This window comes from Klebsiella sp. CN_Kp073, from assembly GCF_040065495.2.
GTDB classification, from domain to species: Bacteria; Pseudomonadota; Gammaproteobacteria; order Enterobacterales; family Enterobacteriaceae; genus Klebsiella; species Klebsiella aerogenes.
In genome coordinates, this window is the sequence record NZ_CM198051.1 from 4,251,384 (window position 1) to 4,271,461 (window position 20,078).

At 54.0% G+C, this 20,078-nt stretch carries 15 protein-coding genes; 5 read left to right on the forward strand and 10 right to left on the reverse strand.

Translation table 11 applies throughout. The features are described from left to right. Window positions 1-104: 104 nt before the first annotated feature. From bamA to rpsB, 9 genes are all read right to left on the reverse strand, one after another. A complete protein-coding gene (bamA, locus tag ABLV66_RS20615) occupies window positions 105-2,522 on the reverse strand; it encodes an outer membrane protein assembly factor BamA (protein WP_045390143.1) in 2,418 nt (805 codons plus the stop codon). Between the two features lie 31 nt (window positions 2,523-2,553). Then, a complete protein-coding gene (rseP, locus tag ABLV66_RS20620) occupies window positions 2,554-3,906 on the reverse strand; it encodes a sigma E protease regulator RseP (RefSeq protein WP_045390141.1) in 1,353 nt (450 codons plus the stop codon). 11 nt (window positions 3,907-3,917) lie between these two features. Beyond that, the gene (gene cdsA, locus ABLV66_RS20625) at window positions 3,918-4,775 is read right to left on the reverse strand and encodes a phosphatidate cytidylyltransferase (protein ID WP_045390139.1); all 858 of its coding nucleotides are present in this window, start codon (window positions 4,773-4,775) and stop codon (window positions 3,918-3,920) included. Window positions 4,776-4,787: 12 nt separating this feature from the next. Next, window positions 4,788-5,549, reverse strand: coding sequence for a (2E,6E)-farnesyl-diphosphate-specific ditrans,polycis-undecaprenyl-diphosphate synthase (gene ispU / locus ABLV66_RS20630; protein WP_045390181.1), 762 nt, complete (start codon window positions 5,547-5,549; stop codon window positions 4,788-4,790). 266 nt (window positions 5,550-5,815) lie between these two features. Continuing rightward, complete coding sequence (gene ispC / locus ABLV66_RS20635; protein ID WP_045390136.1) at window positions 5,816-7,000, reverse strand: 1-deoxy-D-xylulose-5-phosphate reductoisomerase; 1,185 nt, start codon at window positions 6,998-7,000, stop codon at window positions 5,816-5,818. A 229-nt stretch (window positions 7,001-7,229) separates the two neighbouring features. Continuing rightward, window positions 7,230-7,787 carry a ribosome recycling factor gene (gene frr / locus ABLV66_RS20640; RefSeq protein ID WP_015368165.1) on the reverse strand — a complete coding sequence of 186 codons (558 nt, stop codon included), beginning with the start codon at window positions 7,785-7,787 and terminating at the stop codon, window positions 7,230-7,232. Between the two features lie 150 nt (window positions 7,788-7,937). Further along, window positions 7,938-8,663, reverse strand: a complete 726-nt coding sequence (gene pyrH / locus ABLV66_RS20645; RefSeq protein ID WP_004098747.1) for a UMP kinase — start codon at window positions 8,661-8,663, stop codon at window positions 7,938-7,940. Window positions 8,664-8,813: 150 nt separating this feature from the next. After that, on the reverse strand, window positions 8,814-9,665 hold the full coding sequence (tsf, locus tag ABLV66_RS20650; protein ID WP_015368168.1) for a translation elongation factor Ts: 852 nt from the start codon (window positions 9,663-9,665) through the stop codon (window positions 8,814-8,816). Between the two features lie 119 nt (window positions 9,666-9,784). Next, the gene (rpsB, locus tag ABLV66_RS20655; RefSeq protein ID WP_004858107.1) at window positions 9,785-10,510 is read right to left on the reverse strand and encodes a 30S ribosomal protein S2; all 726 of its coding nucleotides are present in this window, start codon (window positions 10,508-10,510) and stop codon (window positions 9,785-9,787) included. A gap of 322 nt (window positions 10,511-10,832) precedes the next feature. Here rpsB and map point away from each other — a divergent pair, with 322 nt between their 5' ends. The 5 genes from map (at window position 10,833) to ABLV66_RS20680 (ending at window position 18,883) form a co-directional block, all read left to right on the forward strand. Then, on the forward strand, window positions 10,833-11,627 hold the full coding sequence (gene map, locus ABLV66_RS20660; protein ID WP_045390135.1) for a type I methionyl aminopeptidase: 795 nt from the start codon (window positions 10,833-10,835) through the stop codon (window positions 11,625-11,627). 117 nt (window positions 11,628-11,744) lie between these two features. Beyond that, entirely contained in the window at window positions 11,745-14,348 is a 2,604-nt protein-coding gene (glnD, locus tag ABLV66_RS20665; protein WP_242436986.1) for a bifunctional uridylyltransferase/uridylyl-removing protein GlnD, read from the forward strand. 31 nt (window positions 14,349-14,379) lie between these two features. After that, on the forward strand, window positions 14,380-15,204 hold the full coding sequence (gene dapD, locus ABLV66_RS20670; protein WP_015368172.1) for a 2,3,4,5-tetrahydropyridine-2,6-dicarboxylate N-succinyltransferase: 825 nt from the start codon (window positions 14,380-14,382) through the stop codon (window positions 15,202-15,204). Window positions 15,205-15,311: 107 nt separating this feature from the next. Beyond that, complete coding sequence (locus ABLV66_RS20675; RefSeq protein ID WP_015368173.1) at window positions 15,312-15,698, forward strand: DUF3461 family protein; 387 nt, start codon at window positions 15,312-15,314, stop codon at window positions 15,696-15,698. 197 nt (window positions 15,699-15,895) lie between these two features. Beyond that, on the forward strand, window positions 15,896-18,883 hold the full coding sequence (locus tag ABLV66_RS20680; protein ID WP_348877007.1) for a putative mucin/carbohydrate-binding domain-containing protein: 2,988 nt from the start codon (window positions 15,896-15,898) through the stop codon (window positions 18,881-18,883). A gap of 37 nt (window positions 18,884-18,920) precedes the next feature. Here ABLV66_RS20680 and ABLV66_RS20685 read toward each other — a convergent pair whose 3' ends face one another. Further along, window positions 18,921-20,078 carry a CdaR family transcriptional regulator gene (locus ABLV66_RS20685; protein ID WP_045390129.1) on the reverse strand — a complete coding sequence of 386 codons (1,158 nt, stop codon included), beginning with the start codon at window positions 20,076-20,078 and terminating at the stop codon, window positions 18,921-18,923.

Consider the following 20,078-nt stretch of genomic DNA (forward strand, 5'->3'; position numbering starts at 1 on the left):
CCATGAGTACCCAGGGGTACCGTTATTTGCGTGGCCAGGCGATAGCATCCGCTATCGCCTACAGTCAGCGCTATACTGCACTTACATTCCGTTGTTGCCAACAATTACCAGGTTTTACCAATGTTAAACTGGAACTGCTCGGCTTTGTCTCCATCGTACTTTTTAAACGGTTGGGCGTAGGAGAAGACCAACGGCCCCAACGGCGACATCCACTGTACCGCGATACCCGCAGACATACGAATGTTGTTCGGATCGCTGTAGTCAGGCACGCCTGCTGCTCGAGTCGCCGCAGTATTTTCCCAGTTTGTATCCCATACGGTACCCATATCCCAGAAAATGGAGGTACGTACCGAGTTCGCGTATTTATCACTGATAAACGGCGTCGGGGTAATCAGCTCAAGACTGGCGACCGCCATGGCGTTACCGCCGACCGCATCGTCTGATTTACAGTATGAACCGTCAGAGTTGGAACATTCTTCGTAGTCGTTATTATCTCCGGCATAAGCCCCGGATTTATAGACCGCTTTCGGACCGATGGTGTTCGACTGGAAGCCACGCACGGTACTTGAACCACCGGCGTAGAAGTTCTCATAGAACGGCATCTCTTTGCTGCCGATACCGTCGCCATAACCCAGTCGGGTACGTCCCAGCACAACCCACTGGTGATCGTCATCGATCGGCACGTACGTCGCGGTATCCAACGTCGCTTTGTAGTATTCGTTGTCAGACCCCGGAATGGTCACTTTGCCGTTCAGGTTGACGCGCGAACCTTCCGTCGGGAAGTAACCACGGTCCAGCTTGTTATAGGTCCAGCCGTAGTTAAAGGTGAAGTCATTCGCGGTAAAGCTGCCGGTGCTGTCTGAACCTACAGAGTCAAGGTAACGATCCATCGCCACCTGCGGCTGCATGTTGGACAGGGAGTTATGAACGTAACCTAAGCCTGCGCGCAGCGAGTTGTATTCGTTGATCGGGAAGCCGAGGGTGACGTCTGTACCATAGCTTTTGTTGGTATAGTCAGACAGATCCGCGTCATTCGCATCAAAGTCGTTATAGAAGAGGCGGCCGCCGAGGCTCACGCCGTCTACGGTGAAGTACGGGTTGGTGACCGACAGTTCAGCGTAGGTCTGGTAGTCGTTCTTGGTCCCGTTGATGCCGACGGAGTAGCCGGTACCTAACCAGTTATCCTGCTGTACGCCCGCCTGGAAGCTGACGCCGCTTTCGGTACCGTAACCGATACCGAAGTTCAGGCTACCGGTGTTACGCTCTTTCACCTTGTAAACGACATCGACCTGATCCGGGCTACCCGGCACGCGCTGGGTATCGGTATCGACGGTTTCGAAATAACCTAAACGGTTAAGACGGTCTTTACCCTGGTCAACCAGGTCGCTGCCCAGCCACGCCCCTTCCATCTGGCGCATTTCGCGGCGCAGAACGGAATCTTTGGAGGTGTCGTTACCTTCGAAGCGAATTTTACGCACGTAGTAACGGTTACCAGCATCAACGTTAATGTGCAGCTTCACGGTTTTATCCGTGTCGTTGATTTCCGGCTGCGACTGGACGCGCGGATAAGCGTAACCATAGCGACCGAGGAGTTTCTTAATGTCATTCTCCATTTTGGTCACTTTGGTGCCGTTATACAGCTCGCCCGGCTCAATTTTGGTCAGCGATTCGATTTCCGCAGAATGGCCCGCCAGATCGCCCGTTATCTGCACGCCGGAGAGCTTGTACTGCTCGCCTTCGGTGATGTTAACGGTGATGTAGATGCCTTTCTTGTCCGGCGTCAGGCTAACCTGCGTCGAATCGATGTTGAAACGCGCGTAACCGCGATCCAGATAGTAGCTGCGCAGGGTTTCAAGGTCGCCCGCCAGTTTCTGTTTCTGGTATTTGCGATCGCCGACCACGTTCCACCACGGCACTTCATCGCGCAGTTGGAAGTGAGAGATCAGTTCGTCAGTGGTGAACGCGTGGTTACCGACAATGTTAATCTGCTGGATTTTCGCCGAGACGCCTTCCTGGAACACCAGTTTCAGGTCGACGCGGTTACGTGGCAACGGCGTCACGACAGCTTTTACGCTGGCGCTATATTTACCGACGCTGTAGTAGAAATCTTCCAGCCCTTTTTCGATATCGGCAAGCTTGGTGCGATCGAGAGATTCCCCAACGCGAACGCCGGATGCCTCAAGGTTTTGCTTGAGCATGTCATCCTTCACCGACTTGTTGCCGGAGAAGGTAATGCTCGCAATTGTTGGGCGCTCTTTCACCTGCACCAGCAGGGTATCACCATCGCGCAGGACGCGGACGTCCTCAAAGTTGCCAGTGGCAAACAGAGCGCGAATGGTGTTACTGATATCATCATCGGTCACCGTATCGCCAGGACGCACTGGCATGCTGAGGAGGGCCGCACCAACAGCGACACGCTGCAAGCCTTCGAAATGAATGTCCTTCACCACGAACCCTTCAGCACCGTATACAGTCGCGCTGCTAAACAGCAGCGACGCTATGAGCAACTTTTTCATCGCCATCGTTATTATGCGTTCTTCCTAACAAACTCTCTTACAACCGAGAGAAATCATTGAAAAGTGCAAGCCCCATTAACAGCACCAGCAGTATTGAGCCAATGCGATAACTAAAGTCTTGAACTCGCTCGGATACCGGCCCGCCCTTCAGCTTTTCAATCGCCAAAAACAGCAGATGCCCCCCGTCGAGGACGGGTAACGGGAACAAGTTGATTATTCCAAGGTTCACGCTAATCAGCGCAAGGAACATCAGATAGTAAATCAACCCAAATTCCGCTGACATTCCAGCCCCCTGAGCGATAGAAATCGGCCCACTGAGGTTGTTCAGTTTGACATCACCGGTTATCAATTTGCCCAGCATCCTGACCGTTAACGACATCAGTTGCCAGGTTTTATCCGTGGCTTCGGCGATGGCGGCAAACGGCCCGTACTGACGCACTGTCTTGTATTCATCAGGTAGCGGGATAACTTTTGGCACTACCCCTGCAAACCCTTCAGCCTTGCCTTTCACCGACTTCGTATCCGGAGTCAGGGTCAACGACAGCGGCGTACCTTGTCTGTCGACCTCCAGAGCCAGCGCCTTGCCCGGATTATCACGCACCAGATTAACAAACGTCATCCACTGCGTTAACGGTTGACCATCGACTTTAACGATCCTGTCTCCCGCTTGCAAACCTGCTTTCTGCGCGGCCGACTGAGATTGAACCTCAGCCAGCGCGGTATCAATCTGCGCGCTACGCGGCTTGATGCCTAACGAGGCCACCGGATCTTGCTTATCCGGCTCAAACGCCCAGTGCCGCAGATCGAGGATTTTATCCTGACGTTGGTTCGTCCCGAAAGGGGCGACGGTAAGTATTGTTTGTTGGTCGCCAATCTTCGCGACTAACGCCATACGTACTGCATCCCAATCAGGCGTTTCGATGCCATCTATCGCTTTAAGTTCCATTCCTTTTGCAATTTGTGCTTGCGCAGCGATGGAATTGGGCGATATTTCATCAACAACCGGACGCACGCCAGGGACGCCGATGATAAACACCAGCCAGTAGGCAAAGATGGCAAAAATGAAGTTGGCAATAGGGCCTGCGGCGATGATGGCCGCGCGCTGACCGACGGTTTTATTATTGAAAGCGTAGTGACGCATTTCCGGCGCCACCGGTTCGACGCGTTCGTCGAGCATCTTCACATAACCGCCGAGCGGGATCAGCGCGATAACAAACTCGGTCCCCTGCTTATCCACGCGGCGCCACAGCGCTTTACCAAAACCAATGGAGAATCGTTCAACGCGCACGCCGCAGCGACGAGCCACCCAGAAATGGCCGAACTCGTGCACGGTGATCAGTACGCCAAGCGCAATAATAAAAGCGGCCAAATTCCAGAGAACGCTCAGCATAAAACCTTCCGTCAAATCGTCCTGAAGACTAACAACAGCAGACAAGCGAACACCGGTACCGCAGCCGTCAGGCTGTCGATACGGTCTAAAATACCGCCATGTCCAGGGATCAGATGCCCGCTATCCTTGATGCCGGCTTCACGCTTAAACATACTTTCCGTCAAATCACCCAGCACTGAAGCCAGCGCCGCCACCACCGAGCAGATCAGCAACACGGTTGGGGTGACATCCAGATGAGCCCACACGCCATAAGCCCAGGAGATAACAGCTGCCGTCAACAGGCCGCCGAAGAAACCCTGCCAGGTTTTACCCGGAGAAACCTTCGGCGCCAGCTTATGCTTACCGAACATTTTACCAAACATGTAGGCGCCGGAATCCGCGCCCCACACCAGAATCATGACGTACAGTAGCCACACCGCGCCGCTGTAGTGGTTATCGGCATAATGCCATGCGCGCAGCGCCAGCATGCCCCAGAAAAACGGGACGATAGTCAGCAGGCCGAAGATCAGACGTAACGCTTTGGAATGACGCCACAGCGCCGCCGAGGCCGGATAAGAGAGCACCAGCAACAGCGCGACAATCCACCAGCCAAATGAGGCCCATAACGATCCTTCAACCATCGGTTGATGCGCGTCATAGTGGTATTCAGGCAACATAAAGAGCATCAGCGCCAGCAGCAGGCCGCAAAGCACCGCAAGCCACACGCGCTGCGTCGTTGAGGTAAAACCGCTTAATTGCCCCCACTCCCACGCGGCGAGCATACAAACGACCAGGGTGACGATGGCAAAACCCGCGGGCGGCAATAGAAAAAGCGCCGCAATAACGACGGGAATTAAAACGAAAGCGGAAATCAGGCGATACTTCAGCAAAAGTGACCCCCATCAGGCATGACTGCCACCCGGCTCTTCTGTGCCGCCAAAACGACGCTCTCGACTAACGAATGCATGGAGTGCACCTTCAAAGTCCTGTTCAGCAAAATCGGGCCAAAGAACATCCGTAAAGTAAAGTTCGGCATAGGCAATTTGCCAAATCAAAAAGTTACTTATTCGGTGCTCTCCCCCGGTCCTAATAACTAAATCAACGGGAGCCAGTTCATGCATACACACCCGCTGGCTAAGCATCTCTTCCGTGATCTCTTCAGGTTTTAACAACCCGTTTTGTACCTGTTCGGCCAGTTGACGCGCGCCCTGGACAATATCCCAGCGGCCGCCGTAATTAGCGGCGATATTCAGCGTTAACCCGGTATTGTTTGCCGTTAGCGCTTCCGCCTTACGGATACGCTCCTGCAGCCGGGCATTAAAGCGCGTCGTCTCGCCGATAATCCGCAGGCGGACATTGTGACGATGCAGGCTTTTGACTTCGCTATCCAGCGCCCAGACAAACAGTTCCATCAGCGCGCTCACTTCCTGCGCCGGACGGTTCCAGTTTTCACTACTGAATGCGTAAAGCGTTAATGCTTCAATACCATTATTCGCCGCGAAGGAGACCGCGCGACGAACAGATTTCGCTCCAGCTTTATGGCCAAAGGCGCGAATTTTACCTTGTTGTTTCGCCCAACGACCGTTGCCGTCCATGATAATGGCGACATGGCGACAACCATGTGCAGGCGACATTTTGCTGACAGTTTGATTAGCAGACAACATAACGCGTTTTAAGTCCATAATAAGGATTAGCTAAGCCACATCACACACGCCGCCGGGCAGCGCTGAATACGCATTTTTATCCGGCGCCGGAGCTACAGCCAATCGCAGAGAACAACCAAAAGCTTTACGCAAAAAAGCCGTGTCTTGCCACGGCCACCGTAATCTTTCACAACAAAATGCAACGATCGGGTGGCGCAGACTATATCACTGAAGCCCAGCGCCCACAAATATCACAACGCGTTGTAGGGGCTCCCCTGCGCCATGTGTTATCGAAGTTGTCGCTGTGCGGCGACGCGCGCTTCGGCATCAATTGCAACCACTTCATCAATACTTTGCGGTTCATTGAGCGCCATACTATCCAGCACTGCCTGGTTCACCGCCGCAATATCGGTAAAGCGGATTTCACTATTCAGAAACGCCGCCACTGAGACTTCGTTAGCGGCATTCAACGCCGTCGTCGCCGCCTGGCCGACATCAAAAGCGTCCATCGCCAGCTTGAGGCACGGATAGCGATCGTAATCCGGCGCCGAGAAGCTCAGGTTGCTCAACTGGCAGAAATCCAGCGGTTTAACGCCAGAGTTCAGGCGCTGCGGCCAGCCCATGGTATGGGCGATCGGCGTGCGCATATCCGGCTCGCCCAATTGCGCCAGCACGCTGCCGTCTTGATAGCGAACCATGGAGTGAATCACCGATTGCGGATGAATTATGACTTCCATCTGCCGAGCAGAAGCATTAAACAGCCAGCGGGCTTCGATATACTCCAGCCCTTTATTCATCATCGTGGCGGAATCAACGGAAATTTTGCGTCCCATTGACCAGTTCGGATGGCGGCAAGCCTGATCCGGCGTCATTGCCGCCAGCTCTGAAATCGCCGTTTCCCGGAAAGGACCACCGGAACCGGTCAGCAGAATCGACGAGACGCCGTTCTGCGTCAGGTCAGCGTATCCCAGATGATTTTGAATTGTTTCCGGCATACTCTGAAAAATCGCGTTATGTTCGCTATCAACCGGCAACAGGCGAGCGCCATACTGCTGAACCGCATCCATAAACAGGCGGCCGCAGGTCACCAGAGACTCTTTGTTCGCCAGCAATACCGTTTTGCCGGCGCGAATTGCCGCCAGCGTCGGCGCCAGGCCTGCCGCGCCAACGATGGCCGCCATCACCTGATCGACCTCATCCAGCGCCGCGACGTCGGCCGCCGCCTGCTTGCCGCTCAGCACTTCCGTGCGGCAGCCCTGTTCGCGCAGCAGCGTACGTAAACGCTCAGCGCTTTGCGCGTCATCCATCACCGCGAATCGGGGGGAAAATTCCAGACATTGTTCAACCATACGGTCGACATTTTTCCCCGCGACCAGCGCGGCGACGGAAAAGCTTTCGGGATTATGGCGCACCACGTCCAGCGTGCTGCAGCCGATTGAACCGGTCGAACCGAGAACGGTTAATTGCTTCATGAGACGTCCAGAAGAATTGTGACAGGATAAAAAGCAAAACGCCGCCAGCAAGCCCTTTACGCATCAATTCTCAGGGCTAAAACGGCGGCGAATGACCTTCGGTATAAACCGGAAGGCTACAAGGCCAGCTATTTTAACGCAATCCCAAATATTGAGCGTACGGTCTTCTGTACGGCGTTTCAGACTTTACGCAGCCCCGAATGCCCTGGGCCTGCGTAGCGGCAGAAAATCAGAACTGCATCAGTTCCGCTTCTTTCTCTGCCAGCGCCGCATCAACTTTCTTAATGGCGGCGTCAGTCATTTTCTGCACGTCGTCCTGAGAACGGCGATCGTCATCTTCGCTGATCTCTTTCTCTTTGAGCAGAGCTTTAACTTTGTCGTTCGCGTCACGACGAACGTTACGCACGGCAACACGCGCCTGCTCAGCTTCGCCACGCACGATCTTAGTCAGATCTTTACGACGTTCTTCAGTCAGCGGCGGCAGCGGAACGCGGATATCGCTACCCGCAGAGCTCGGGTTCAGACCCAGGTCAGACGCCATAATCGCTTTTTCAACGGCCGGGCTCATGGAGCGGTCGAAGACGTTGATTTTCAGCGTACGGGAATCTTCTACCGTAACGCTTGCCAGCTGGCGCAGCGGGGTCGGCGTGCCGTAGTATTCCACGATGATGCCATCCAGCAGGCTTGGAGAAGCACGGCCCGTGCGAATTTTGCTGATTTGGTTTTTGAATGCTTCTACGCATTTTTCCATGCGTACTTCAGCATCTTTTCTGATATCGCTAATCACGTTACGAATCCTTGAAAACTTGTCTCAGACAGACCACACGGTCGCCCACTGCAAAAGTGAGCTAAGTATAGTCCGGATTAATTCTATTAACCGGGCAACTTCCCCGCTAAAGTAAAGCGGAATATTACCCGGAATTAGCGCCGACGGGAATTATTCCGTAATCAACGTGCCTTCTTTTTCGCCCATGACCACGCGACGCAGCGCGCCTGGCTTGTTCATGTTAAATACGCGAATCGGCAGTTTGTGGTCGCGCGCCAGGGTAAAGGCGGCAAGATCCATCACTTTCAGCTCTTTATCCAGCACTTCGCTGTAGGTGAGCTGATCGTACATGGTAGCGGAAGGATCTTTCGCCGGGTCAGCGGTAAACACACCGTCAACCTTGGTCGCTTTCAGTACCACGTCGGCTTCGATTTCAATACCGCGCAGGCAGGCTGCGGAGTCGGTGGTAAAGAATGGGTTGCCGGTACCCGCGGAGAGGATCACCACGCGATTGTTACGCAGCAGGCTAATCGCCTCCGCCCAGCTGTAGTTGTCGCACACGCCGTTCAGCGGGATTGCGGACATCAGGCGAGCGTTCACATAGGCGCGATGGAGCGCATCACGCATTGCCAGGCCGTTCATGACCGTTGCCAGCATGCCCATGTGGTCGCCCACAACGCGGTTCATACCCGCTTTCGCCAGACCAGCACCACGGAACAGGTTACCGCCACCAATCACTACGCCAACCTGAATACCCAGTTCAACCAGTTCTTTGATTTCCTGAGCCATACGGTCAAGTATGCTTGCATCAATACCGAAGCCTTCTGAACCCTGCAGAGCTTCGCCACTTAACTTCAGCAGAATACGTTTGTAGACGGGTTTTGCATTGGTAGCCATGTTTCTTTCCTGAGACTGTCAACGATTGAGATGAGTTAATTCTGACGACATTGTATGTCATCGTTCAGCGCAGTCACTATAAGCGATTGGCTGATTTTACAAGAGAGGCGCAAAAAGAAGCCGCCCTCAGGCGGCTCCTTTTTTTAAAAATTAAGACTGCTTGGACATCGCAGCAACTTCTGCTGCAAAGTCAGTCTCAACTTTCTCAATGCCTTCGCCCACTTCAAAGCGGATGAAGCCAGTAACGTCGGCGTTGTGCTCTTTCAGCAGCTGACCAACAGATTTGCTCGGTTCCATAACGAAAGGCTGACCAGTCAGAGAAACTTCGCCGGTGAATTTCTTCATGCGGCCTTCAACCATTTTCTCTGCGATTTCTTTCGGCTTACCGGACTGCATCGCGATGTCCAGCTGAACCTGGTACTCTTTTTCTACTACTTCAGCAGAAACGTCTTCCGGCTTAACGAATTCCGGCTTGCTTGCAGCAACGTGCATTGCCAGCTGCTTAACCAGCTCTTCGTCAGCGCCTTTAGCGGCAACCAGAACGCCGATGCGAGCACCGTGCTGGTAGCTGCCCAGAACGTCGCCTTCCAGGATAGCGATACGACGGATGTTGATGTTCTCGCCGATTTTAGCAACCAGGGCAACACGTTCTTCTTCGAACTGCGCTTTCAGAACTTCAACGTCGGAGATTTTACCAGCAACAGCGGCGTCCAGTACTTTGTCAGCAAATGCCTGGAAACCACCATCTTTAGCAACGAAGTCAGTCTGGCAGTTAACTTCCAGAATGTAACCGTAGTTGCCGTCGATTTTGGTTTTGATCACGCCGTCAGCAGCAACGTTGCCTGCTTTTTTCGCCGCTTTGATCGCGCCGGATTTACGCATGTTTTCGATTGCCAGCTCGATGTCGCCATTAGCTTCAGTCAGTGCTTTTTTGCAATCCATCATGCCTGCGCCAGTACGTTCGCGCAGCTCTTTTACCAGGGAAGCGGTAATTTCAGCCATTCTAAAATCCTCGGGAGATGTGGAAACTGCCCGGCCTGCGGCCAAACAGCATAAATTGAAAAAAGGGGCCTAAAATTGGCCCCTATTCATACACGGTACTAATAAGGGCTTAAACCTTATTATTCAGCTTCTACGAAGCTTTCTTCCGCCTGAGAAGCCAGGTCCTGAGAGCGACCTTCACGAACGGTAGCAGCAACAGCGCCCAGGTACAGGCTAACTGCGCGGATTGCATCGTCGTTACCCGGGATAACGAAGTCTACGCCGTCCGGATCAGAGTTGGTATCAACGATAGCAAATACCGGGATACCCAGGTTGTTTGCTTCTTTGATAGCGATGTGCTCGTGGTCAGCGTCGATAACGAACAGTGCGTCCGGCAGGCCGCCCATGTCTTTGATACCGCCCAGGCTGTTTTCCAGCTTGTCCAGCTCACGAGTGCGCATCAGCGCTTCTTTCTTGGTCAGCTTCTCGAAAGTACCGTCCTGGGACTGAGTTTCCAGGTCTTTCAGACGTTTGATGGACTGACGAACGGTTTTCCAGTTAGTCAGCATACCGCCCAGCCAGCGATGGTTCACGAAGAACTGGTCGCAGCTGTTAGCAGCTTCTTTTACCGCTTCGCTTGCAGCGCGCTTAGTACCAACGAACAGGATCTTGCCTTTACGGGCAGAGATTTTGTTCAGCTCAGCCAGAGCTTCGTTGAACATCGGTACAGTTTTCTCAAGGTTGATGATGTGAACTTTGTTACGCGCGCCGAAGATGAAAGGCTTCATTTTCGGGTTCCAGTAACGGGTCTGGTGACCGAAGTGAACACCAGCCTTGAGCATGTCGCGCATGGAAACAGTTGCCATGTTTAAAACCTCTATAGATTAAATTGGGGTTATGCCTCCACGTATCCCATATTACCGACCCCAAAGGGCACCCCGGAATATGTGCCGATACGTGTGTGTTATTTACACAATATGAGTATGTCGCTTACGTCCATCCTTGTGTATCTGAGATGGAACGGAAGTCCGGCGCGCTTTATACCACAAAACCTGGCCAGACACCAACTCTTGTTGACGTCGCGTGCTGTTAATGATTCTCAATTTGGCACCAGCGTACCCGGACTGTTACCATTGACAGGACTTAATCTATTATTGTCGAAAAAATCGACACTGCTGGACATATTCCATGGCTATCTCTATCAAGACATCTGAAGACATCGAAAAAATGCGCGTTGCCGGCCGCCTGGCCGCCGAAGTGCTGGAAATGATCGAACCCTACGTTAAACCGGGCGTCAGCACCGGCGAACTGGATCGCATCTGCAACGACTACATTGTTAATGAACAGAAAGCGGTCTCCGCCTGCCTCGGCTATCACGGCTTCCCGAAATCGGTCTGTATCTCTATTAATGAAGTGGTGTGCCACGGCATCCCGGATGACGGCAAACTGCTGAAAGACGGCGACATCGTCAATATCGACGTGACCGTGATTAAAGATGAATTCCACGGCGATACCTCAAAAATGTTCATCGTCGGCAAACCGACTATCCTCGGCGAGCGCCTGTGCCGCATCACCCAGGAAAGCCTCTATCTGGCGCTGAAGATGGTCAAGCCGGGGATTAACCTGCGTGCGATCGGCGCGGCGATCCAGAAATTCGTCGAAGCGGAAGGTTTCTCCGTGGTACGTGAATACTGTGGCCACGGTATCGGCCGCGGCTTCCACGAGGAACCACAGGTACTGCACTATGATTCGCCGGAAACCGACGTGGTGCTCAAGCCGGGTATGACCTTCACTATCGAACCGATGGTCAACGCCGGTAAGAAAGAGATCCGCAGCATGAAGGACGGCTGGACGGTGAAAACCAAAGACCGTAGCTTGTCTGCGCAGTATGAGCATACTATTGTGGTAACTGATAACGGCTGCGAAATTCTGACGCTACGCAAGGATGACACCATCCCGGCGATAATCTCGCACGAAGCATAATGAAAAGCCGGCGCCCGCCGGCTTTTTTATTAGATAGTTTTTTCTTATGGTGACGCGATGAGCAACTCTTTACCTGACACAGCCTCCCCTCTTCTGCCCATCCCGCCGGAACATCCCGTGAGCTGGCCGCAGGGCGATCTGAACTGTGCCGCCATCAAGACGCATCTCGATACCTTCCAACGCTGGCTGGGCGAGGCTTTCGATCGCGGTATCGCCGCGGAACGGCTGATAGCGGCGCGCACCGAGTTTATCGACCAGTTGCTGCAGCGGCTGTGGGTCGACTACGGTTTTGGCGCGCAGAGCGATATGGCGCTGGTAGCCGTCGGCGGCTATGGGCGCGGCGAGCTGCACCCGCTCTCCGACGTCGACCTGCTGATTCTGAGCCGTAAAAAGCTGCCGGACGAGCAGGCGCAAAAGGTCGGCGAACTGCTGACGCTATTGTGGGACGTCAAGCTGGAGGTGGGCCATAGCGTGCGCACCCTCGAAGAGTGTCTGCTAGAAGGGCTTTCGGATCTCACCGTCGCCACCAACTTAATCGAATCCCGCCTGCTGATCGGCGACGTCGCGCTGTTCCTTGAACTGCAAAAACATATTTTTAGCGACGGCTTCTGGCCGTCGGAGAAGTTCTTCGCCGCCAAGGTTGAAGAGCAGAATGTCCGCCACCAGCGCTACCACGGCACCAGTTACAACCTGGAGCCGGACGTCAAAAGCAGCCCCGGCGGCCTGCGCGATATACATACCCTGCAGTGGGTGGCTCGCCGCCACTTCGGCGCAACCTCGCTTGATGAAATGGTCGGTTTCGGCTTCCTCACCGAAGCCGAGCGCAACGAGCTTAACGAGTGCCTGCACCAGCTCTGGCGCATCCGTTTTGCCCTGCATCTTGAAGTGAATCGCTACGATAACCGCCTGCTTTTCGATCGTCAGCTGAATGTCGCCCATCGCCTCGGCTATGAAGGCGAAGGCAATCAGCCGATCGAACATATGATGAAGGATTTCTTCCGCGTTACCCGTCGGGTAAGCGAACTCAACAATATGCTGCTGCAGCTGTTTGATGAGGCGATCCTCGCTCTCACCGAGAATGAAAAGCCGCGGCCTATTGATGATGATTTCCAACTGCGCGGTACTCTGATAGACCTGCGCGACGACACCCTGTTTATTCGCGAGCCGCAGGCGATTCTGCGGATGTTCTTTATCATGGTGCGTAACAGCAGCATCACCGGTATTTACTCCACCACCCTGCGCCACCTGCGCCACGCGCGCCGCCACCTAACGCAGCCGCTGTGCTATATCCCGGAGGCACGAACCCTCTTCCTCAGCATGCTCCGTCATCAGGGCGCGGTGAGTCGTGGTCTGCTGCCGATGCATCGCCACAGCGTGCTGTGGGCCTATATGCCGCAGTGGTCGCATATTGTCGGTCAGATGCAGTTCGACCTGTTTCACGCCTATACCGTCGACGAACACACCATACGCGTCTTGTTAAAACTGGAAAGCTTCGCGAAAGAAGAGACCCGCAGCCGCCATCCGTTGTGCGTTGAGCTGTGGCCGCGGCTGGCCCATCCTGAACTTATCCTCATCGCCGCCCTGTTTCACGATATCGCTAAAGGCCGCGGCGGCGACCATTCGATTCTCGGCGCCGAAGACGTGCTGAAATTCGCCGAGCTCCACGGGCTCAATTCGCGTGAGACGCAGCTGGTCGCCTGGCTGGTACGCCAGCATCTATTGATGTCGGTAACCGCCCAGCGCCGCGACATTCAGGACCCGGAGGTAATTAAACAGTTCGCCGAAGAGGTACAGACGGAAAATCGCCTGCGCTATCTGGTATGCCTGACCGTCGCCGATATCTGCGCCACCAACGAAACGCTGTGGAATAGCTGGAAGCAAAGCCTGCTACGCGAGCTCTATTTCGCCACCGAAAAACAGCTGCGTCGCGGTATGCAGAGCACGCCGGATATGCGCGAACGCGTACGCCACCATCAGCTGCAGGCGCTGGCGCTGTTGCGCATGGACAATATCAATGAAGAGGCGCTGCATCAGATCTGGAACCGCTGCCGGGCGAACTACTTTGTGCGGCATACGCCGAATCAGCTCGCCTGGCACGCCCGCAACCTGCTGAAACACGATCTCAGTAAACCGATGATCCTGCTGAGTTCGCGGGCCACCCGCGGCGGCACCGAGATCTTCATCTGGAGCCCGGACCGCCCTTACCTGTTCGCCGCCGTCTGCGGCGAACTGGACCGCCGCAACCTCAGCGTTCATGATGCGCAGATATTTACTACCCGCGACGGCATGGCGATGGATACCTTTATCGTCCTTGAACCCGACGGCAGCCCGCTTTCCGCCGATCGCCACGAGGCTATTCGCCACGGTCTGGAGCAGACGATAACGCAGCGCAGCTGGGAGCCGCCGGCCCCGCGTCGTCAGGCGGCGAAACTGCGTCACTTTTCTGTCGCTACTGAGGTGAATTTCCTGCCGACCCACACCGACCGGAAATCATTTCTTGAGCTCATTGCGCTCGATCAGCCGGGGCTGCTCGCCCGCGTCGGTCAGGTGTTCGCCGACCTCGGAATATCGCTTCACGGAGCGCGAATTACGACAATTGGTGAGCGAGTAGAAGATTTATTTATAATCGCCACCGCCGACCGGCGTGCCCTTAATAATGAGCTGCAACAAGAAGTGCAACAACGGTTGACAGAGGCCCTCAATCCAAACGATAAAGGGTAACGTATTTTTTTTAAGTGAATGGAAAGAAACAATGCAGCAGTTACAGAACGTTATTGAGTCCGCCTTTGAGCGTCGCGCCGACATCACGCCGGCAAATGTGGATACCGTCACCCGCGAAGCGGTGAACCAGGTTATTGCCCTGCTGGATTCCGGCGCGCTGCGCGTCGCTGAGAAGATCGATGGTCAATGGGTGACGCATCAATGGCTGAAGAAAGCGGTACTGCTCTCTTTCCGTATTAACGATAACCAGGTTATCGATGGTGCGGAAAGCCGCTACTTCGATAAAGTTCCGATGAAATTCGCCGACTACGACGAAGCGCGCTTCCAGAAAGAAGGCTTCCGCGTAGTGCCGCCGGCGGCCGTTCGCCAGGGCGCGTTCATCGCGCGCAATACCGTGCTGATGCCGTCCTACGTCAACATCGGCGCTTACGTTGATGAAGGCACCATGGTTGATACCTGGGCCACCGTCGGTTCTTGCGCGCAGATCGGTAAAAACGTTCACCTGTCCGGCGGCGTCGGCATCGGCGGCGTTCTCGAACCGCTGCAGGCTAACCCGACCATCATCGAAGATAACTGCTTCATCGGCGCGCGCTCTGAAATCGTTGAAGGCGTTATCGTTGAAGAAGGCGCGGTGATCTCCATGGGCGTGTACATCGGCCAGAGCACCAAAATCTACGATCGCGAAACCGGCGAAGTCCATTACGGCCGCGTGCCGGCGGGCTCGGTTGTCGTTTCCGGCAACCTGCCGTCGAAAGATGGCAAATACAGCCTGTACTGTGCGGTGATCGTGAAAAAGGTTGATGCGAAGACCCGCGGTAAGGTCGGCATCAACGAACTGCTGCGTACCATCGACTAAGCAGAACAAAAAGCGGGAGATATCCCGCTTTTTTTATATCTGACGCTGGCGAAGATGGATTTTTTCGTTAATTATTCAATGGTTATGATGATATCAAAGGTACCGTTATGTACGATAATCTGAAGAGTCTTGGCATTACCAATCCTGATGAAATCGATCGCTATAGCCTGCGCCAGGAAGCTAACAACGACATCCTGAAGATCTATTTCCAGAAAGATAAGGGCGAGTTCTTCGCCAAAAGCGTGAAGTTTAAATACCCACGCCAGCGTAAAACCGTGGTCGCCGACGGCGTCGGTCAGGGTTACAAAGAAGTGCAGGAGATAAGCCCAAACCTGCGCTATGTGATCGACGAGCTGGACCAGCTCTGCCAGCGCGACCGTACCGAAATCGACCTCAAGCGTAAGATCCTTGACGATTTACGCCATCTGGAAAGCGTCGTCACCAATAAGATCAGCGAAATTGAAGCCGATCTGGAAAAACTGACGCGTAAATAACCCAGACTGCTACGGGCCAGCTACTGGCCCTCTTCCCCTGCCCCAACCTCTATTTCCTCAGCCATAGATCATCTTCGCCATCAGCAAACCTCAGTTATCCCTCACTGATATCATTTCACATCACAACCCTATCCATATGAATTACTTACTATTTTATTTCGTTTATGTTCAGTTTCCGCGAAAAAGGAGATAGCTCTATGACACAGGAAATTGAACAAAAATGTTATACCCTGCAATCCGCAACCTGGCTGGATAACGCAGGCTTTGAAAAAGGACGAAAACACGATCGTCAGGCGCTTGGCTTTATTCTGCCCGCCAACACGGTGCTGAAAATTCGGCAAACGGACCTCAGTAACGGCATCTCGACCCTGCGCCTGATGTGTGATGATAGCGCTCTGGAGAAAACCAGCGCTCTGACCACCTCCTGGGCAACGATTAGCACCACCGTCGATTCTGTGCCGTTTGTCGATACGTTGTTTACCGACAGCCCCTGCGAGTTCTCCGTGATTTACCAACAACCTGCGGCGACGAAACCGCTCCCCTGCTGGAAATCAGGACAGTCTGAAGAAACGTTTTTCCTCGACTGGGAGAATAATAAATCGTCGTTCGCACTGGTGGATCTGGATGTTATCAACCTGCTGCTGCCTTATGCCGACCGCGACAATGCGATGAAAGCGGGATTAGCGTCATTACACCGTTTTTATAACCACCTTTTCACCTGCTATAACGATTGGGCCGGATTAAGCGATAATTCAGATTCGCAATGGAATCAGAATGTTGCAAACCGTTATTTTCTACGGCCGGATAAACATGGCGTCGGATCAGCTTATTACAATAGCACCTGGTGCGCGCAAACTGCCGCCACGGTTGGCGAAGGCTGGCTGGATAACGTTGCCACGCAGTGGGTTATCCTGCATGAAATTGGCCACGGTTATCAGGGTAAATTTATGCAGGACTCCACGCTGTCCGTCAGCGAAGTGTGGAACAATATCTACGCCTCTTTCTATCAGCAGCTCACGCTAAGCCAGGATAATCATCTGTATACCGATGGCTGGTTATACAACTATGGCAAGCTGGCCGCGCAGGAAGCACAGTTGGTTAACTATATTACCGATAAGACGCCGGTCACCAGTTGGAGCCTGCGTTCGCGCCTGCAATTCCTGATGCTGATGTTATTGAAAGCTGGTGTCGCATCCTTCCGCGTCTTTAACCAGAATTATCGCCAACTCGCCAATAGCGAGGGCTTCCAGCCGACCGATCATCAGCTTGCCGATATGCTGGCAACCGCTATTGCCGCTACCGCTGGATATGATGTCACGCCGTTTATCGAGCTCTGCGGCTTAACGCTGAAACATGCCACCCGGGAAAATATCGTCTCGCTGACGACAAAACCGCTCTATCCACTGTATCGCTTTCTGCCACAAAGCGAATGGGATAGCGCGCGCCAGCAGTTAGGGCTGGATTCCTTCTTCTGGCTGGTGGATAACAGCGAACTGGCGAAATTGAACAAAACGGGTAACCTGACCCTGACGTTGAATATCGATCAGCTGCAACAAATTTACGGACAAACGCTGACTATTCAGGATAATTGCGGTACGCATTATTCACTGATTGTTGATGGTGACACTTTTGTCCTGAATAACATGCCAATGGGTGTATACCAGCTCGTACTGCCTAAAGGTCGTTCGCAAAAATATCGCCCGGATATCAACTATATCACCGTAAAAGAAGGCGCCAATGCGGTTGCCGTTAACTACGCTCAGCAAAACGATACCAGCGAACGTAACGTGACGATCACCTTTTTAGGGCTGAATGATGCGCCTTTCGCGCGCCTTGATATCGACTACGAAAATCAGCAGCTTATTCTTAATGTCACCAGCGCCACGCCGCACACCTACTACCCAGGCGCGTTGTATGCCGCAGTAAACGTACTTTCCGCCAGTGGGGAAAAAGTATTTGAACGCAAAATGACCGGCACCAATTGCGCTACCGGAAAAGTGGTCATTCCATTCAGCCCCCACTATCACCTATACATCACTCACGTGGAGCCTGGCCGGCTGAAAGCCTCTCTCGGATATTTAACGTTAGTCGCACGCGAGAAATACCAACTGATACGCATTGATGATAATGGCGTGTATAACTTTATCCTCAATAATAATCCGGCGGCTGATTTACAGGCTATTTTCGAGCATAACGCTCAGGCGATCCGTACTCAGCCCTCGCTGCTCGCGCAGGAAGAGTGCGTCTGTAAAAACGACCTCTGGCTGATGCTCCCCCATATTGAAGAACCCCAACGCAGCAGCTTGCGGAAAACCTATGCCGATGTCCTGCCTCAGGATAATAGCGATCCGGGGGAGTTGACGGGCAAGAGCGTAACCCTCAATCTCCGCGGTCAGGACAATAACGAGTTTTGCCAGATCGTTATTGATAATCAACAACGTGCGATGACGGTCGCCACGCGCGCCGGCACGCCGCACTCGTATTACACCTCCCATACCTACGCCAGCATTATGGTTACCGGCGCGGACGATACGGTTGTTTATCAACGCAGCTACGCCGGCGCCACCAGCAATCTGGCAAACAGTGAAACTATCGCCCTCGCAGAGGGAATGATCATCGATATTTTCCATGATGAACCATTCCGCTCCAGCGCCACGAATGGCACGAGCCAAAACGCCGTTCCCCTTAAGCAGCACAACCGCTGGCGCGTGGTGAAAACGGGCCTCGAAGCCTTTGCGCTCGCGCCTGATGAACCGGATGAGGAAGCCGCTGATACAGAAGAGGACACTCAAGAGGCCACCGCACTGTATGGCGATAGCTTCAGCTGGCAACTGCTTGGCGATGGTGATGTTTGCTTTGCCGCGATGGAGATGGATATTGGCAGCGGCGCGTTGACCTTTACCGCGAGTCCAGTGGTGCCGAACAAGCACTTCACGACCACTTACGCCACGGTCAATGTCTACAATACGCGTGGTTCGGTGGTGTATCGCCAGTCGATTAAAGGATCGTCGCAGCTTGGCGACTATATTGATACCGCTATCCTGGATGAGGGCTATACCATTGAAGTCTTCCATGCCGAAGCGGGGAATCGCTCCGTCATTATTAATCCGCTCAATGGCAATAGCTGGCACCAGCCCAATACTGTTACCTGGCAAGTGACCGCTCGCGGACTACAGCGCCTGTAGCCCGCCATTTCCTCTCCCGCCGCCTGCGGCGGGAGTTTTAGCGTTGCTCATCCAGCTGCAGCGCAATGTACAGCAACAAGCGGTCGTCAAAACTACCGAGGTCTAACCCGGTCAGTTCCGAAATCCGATTGAGCCGATACTCCAGCGTATTACGATGAATAAACAACGCCTTTGAGGTCGCCAGCGGCTGCACGTTATGGCGAAACCACGCCTGCAGAGTACGCCGTAGCAGACCATTGTTATCCATCGCCTTTAGCCGCGTCAGCGGGCGCGCCAGCTCGTTAGCCTGCCAGCCGCCCCGTAGACTATCCAGCAGCACAGGCAGCATCAGATCCTGATAAAAATAGCAGCGGCTCTCCGGCATCCGCTGCTTACCAACCATCATTGTCGTACGCGCGGTCCGGTAAGAACGCGCAATACTGCCGGGGCCGGTGAAGAAATTGCCTAACGCAACGCGGAACTGCAGTTGGCCATTCTCTTTCATACGGGCAATCAGTTGCTCAACGCGTCTGCAGTGGTCATCGGCATCCCAGCGACCAAAGGCGTTTAACGCCGGTTTCAGCACCACCATTTCGGTCAACGAGACAATCGCCACCAGGTTGTTGCGATCCGGCGTGGTCAGCGCCGTCTGCAGCTGCTGCAGCTCCGCCATCGCGCTATCGACGCCGAGCTGACCGCTATCGACCTCAATCATCGCCACCACCCGCGGTTGATTGAGATCGATACCCAGTCGCTGCGCCCATTCGTTCAGCGCCGGGGTATTCTCTTCCGCCTGAATCAGGTTCATAACCAGTTCTTCACGCAGGCGGCTATCCTGGGCCAGCAAATGCATCAGCCGCGACTGCTCGAGCATCATCTCAGCGGTCATACACACCAGCTCACCGTACTTGCGCAGCGATTCGGGCTCGCCGGTTAACCCGATTACGCCGACGATTTCCCCTTCGAGACGCAGCGGCAGGTTGATCCCCTGGCGCACGCCGTGCAGATGGCGAGCAACCGCATCATCGATATCAACCACCCGTCCCTGCGACAGCACCAGCAGCGCGCCTTCGTGCAATTCACCAATACGCTCGCGATCGCCGCTGCCGATAATGCGCCCGCGGGCATCCATTACGTTAATATTGGTATCAATGATGCGCATCGTACGCGCCACGATATCCTGCGCCATTTTGGTATCAAGATGCCAGCCAGCCAT

Coding starts and splice junctions, on each gene's coding strand:
- ispC (WP_045390136.1), bottom strand. CDS start 7,000: ATGAAGCAATTAACCGTTCTCGGTTCGACCGGTTCAATCGGCTGCAGC.
- ABLV66_RS20680 (WP_348877007.1), top strand. CDS start 15,896: ATGACACAGGAAATTGAACAAAAATGTTATACCCTGCAATCCGCAACC.
- dapD (WP_015368172.1), top strand. CDS start 14,380: ATGCAGCAGTTACAGAACGTTATTGAGTCCGCCTTTGAGCGTCGCGCC.
- ABLV66_RS20685 (WP_045390129.1), bottom strand. CDS start 20,078: ATGGCTGGCTGGCATCTTGATACCAAAATGGCGCAGGATATCGTGGCG.
- map (WP_045390135.1), top strand. CDS start 10,833: ATGGCTATCTCTATCAAGACATCTGAAGACATCGAAAAAATGCGCGTT.
- rseP (WP_045390141.1), bottom strand. CDS start 3,906: ATGCTGAGCGTTCTCTGGAATTTGGCCGCTTTTATTATTGCGCTTGGC.
- bamA (WP_045390143.1), bottom strand. CDS start 2,522: ATGGCGATGAAAAAGTTGCTCATAGCGTCGCTGCTGTTTAGCAGCGCG.
- ABLV66_RS20675 (WP_015368173.1), top strand. CDS start 15,312: ATGTACGATAATCTGAAGAGTCTTGGCATTACCAATCCTGATGAAATC.
- pyrH (WP_004098747.1), bottom strand. CDS start 8,663: ATGGCTACCAATGCAAAACCCGTCTACAAACGTATTCTGCTGAAGTTA.
- tsf (WP_015368168.1), bottom strand. CDS start 9,665: ATGGCTGAAATTACCGCTTCCCTGGTAAAAGAGCTGCGCGAACGTACT.
- rpsB (WP_004858107.1), bottom strand. CDS start 10,510: ATGGCAACTGTTTCCATGCGCGACATGCTCAAGGCTGGTGTTCACTTC.
- ispU (WP_045390181.1), bottom strand. CDS start 5,549: ATGTTGTCTGCTAATCAAACTGTCAGCAAAATGTCGCCTGCACATGGT.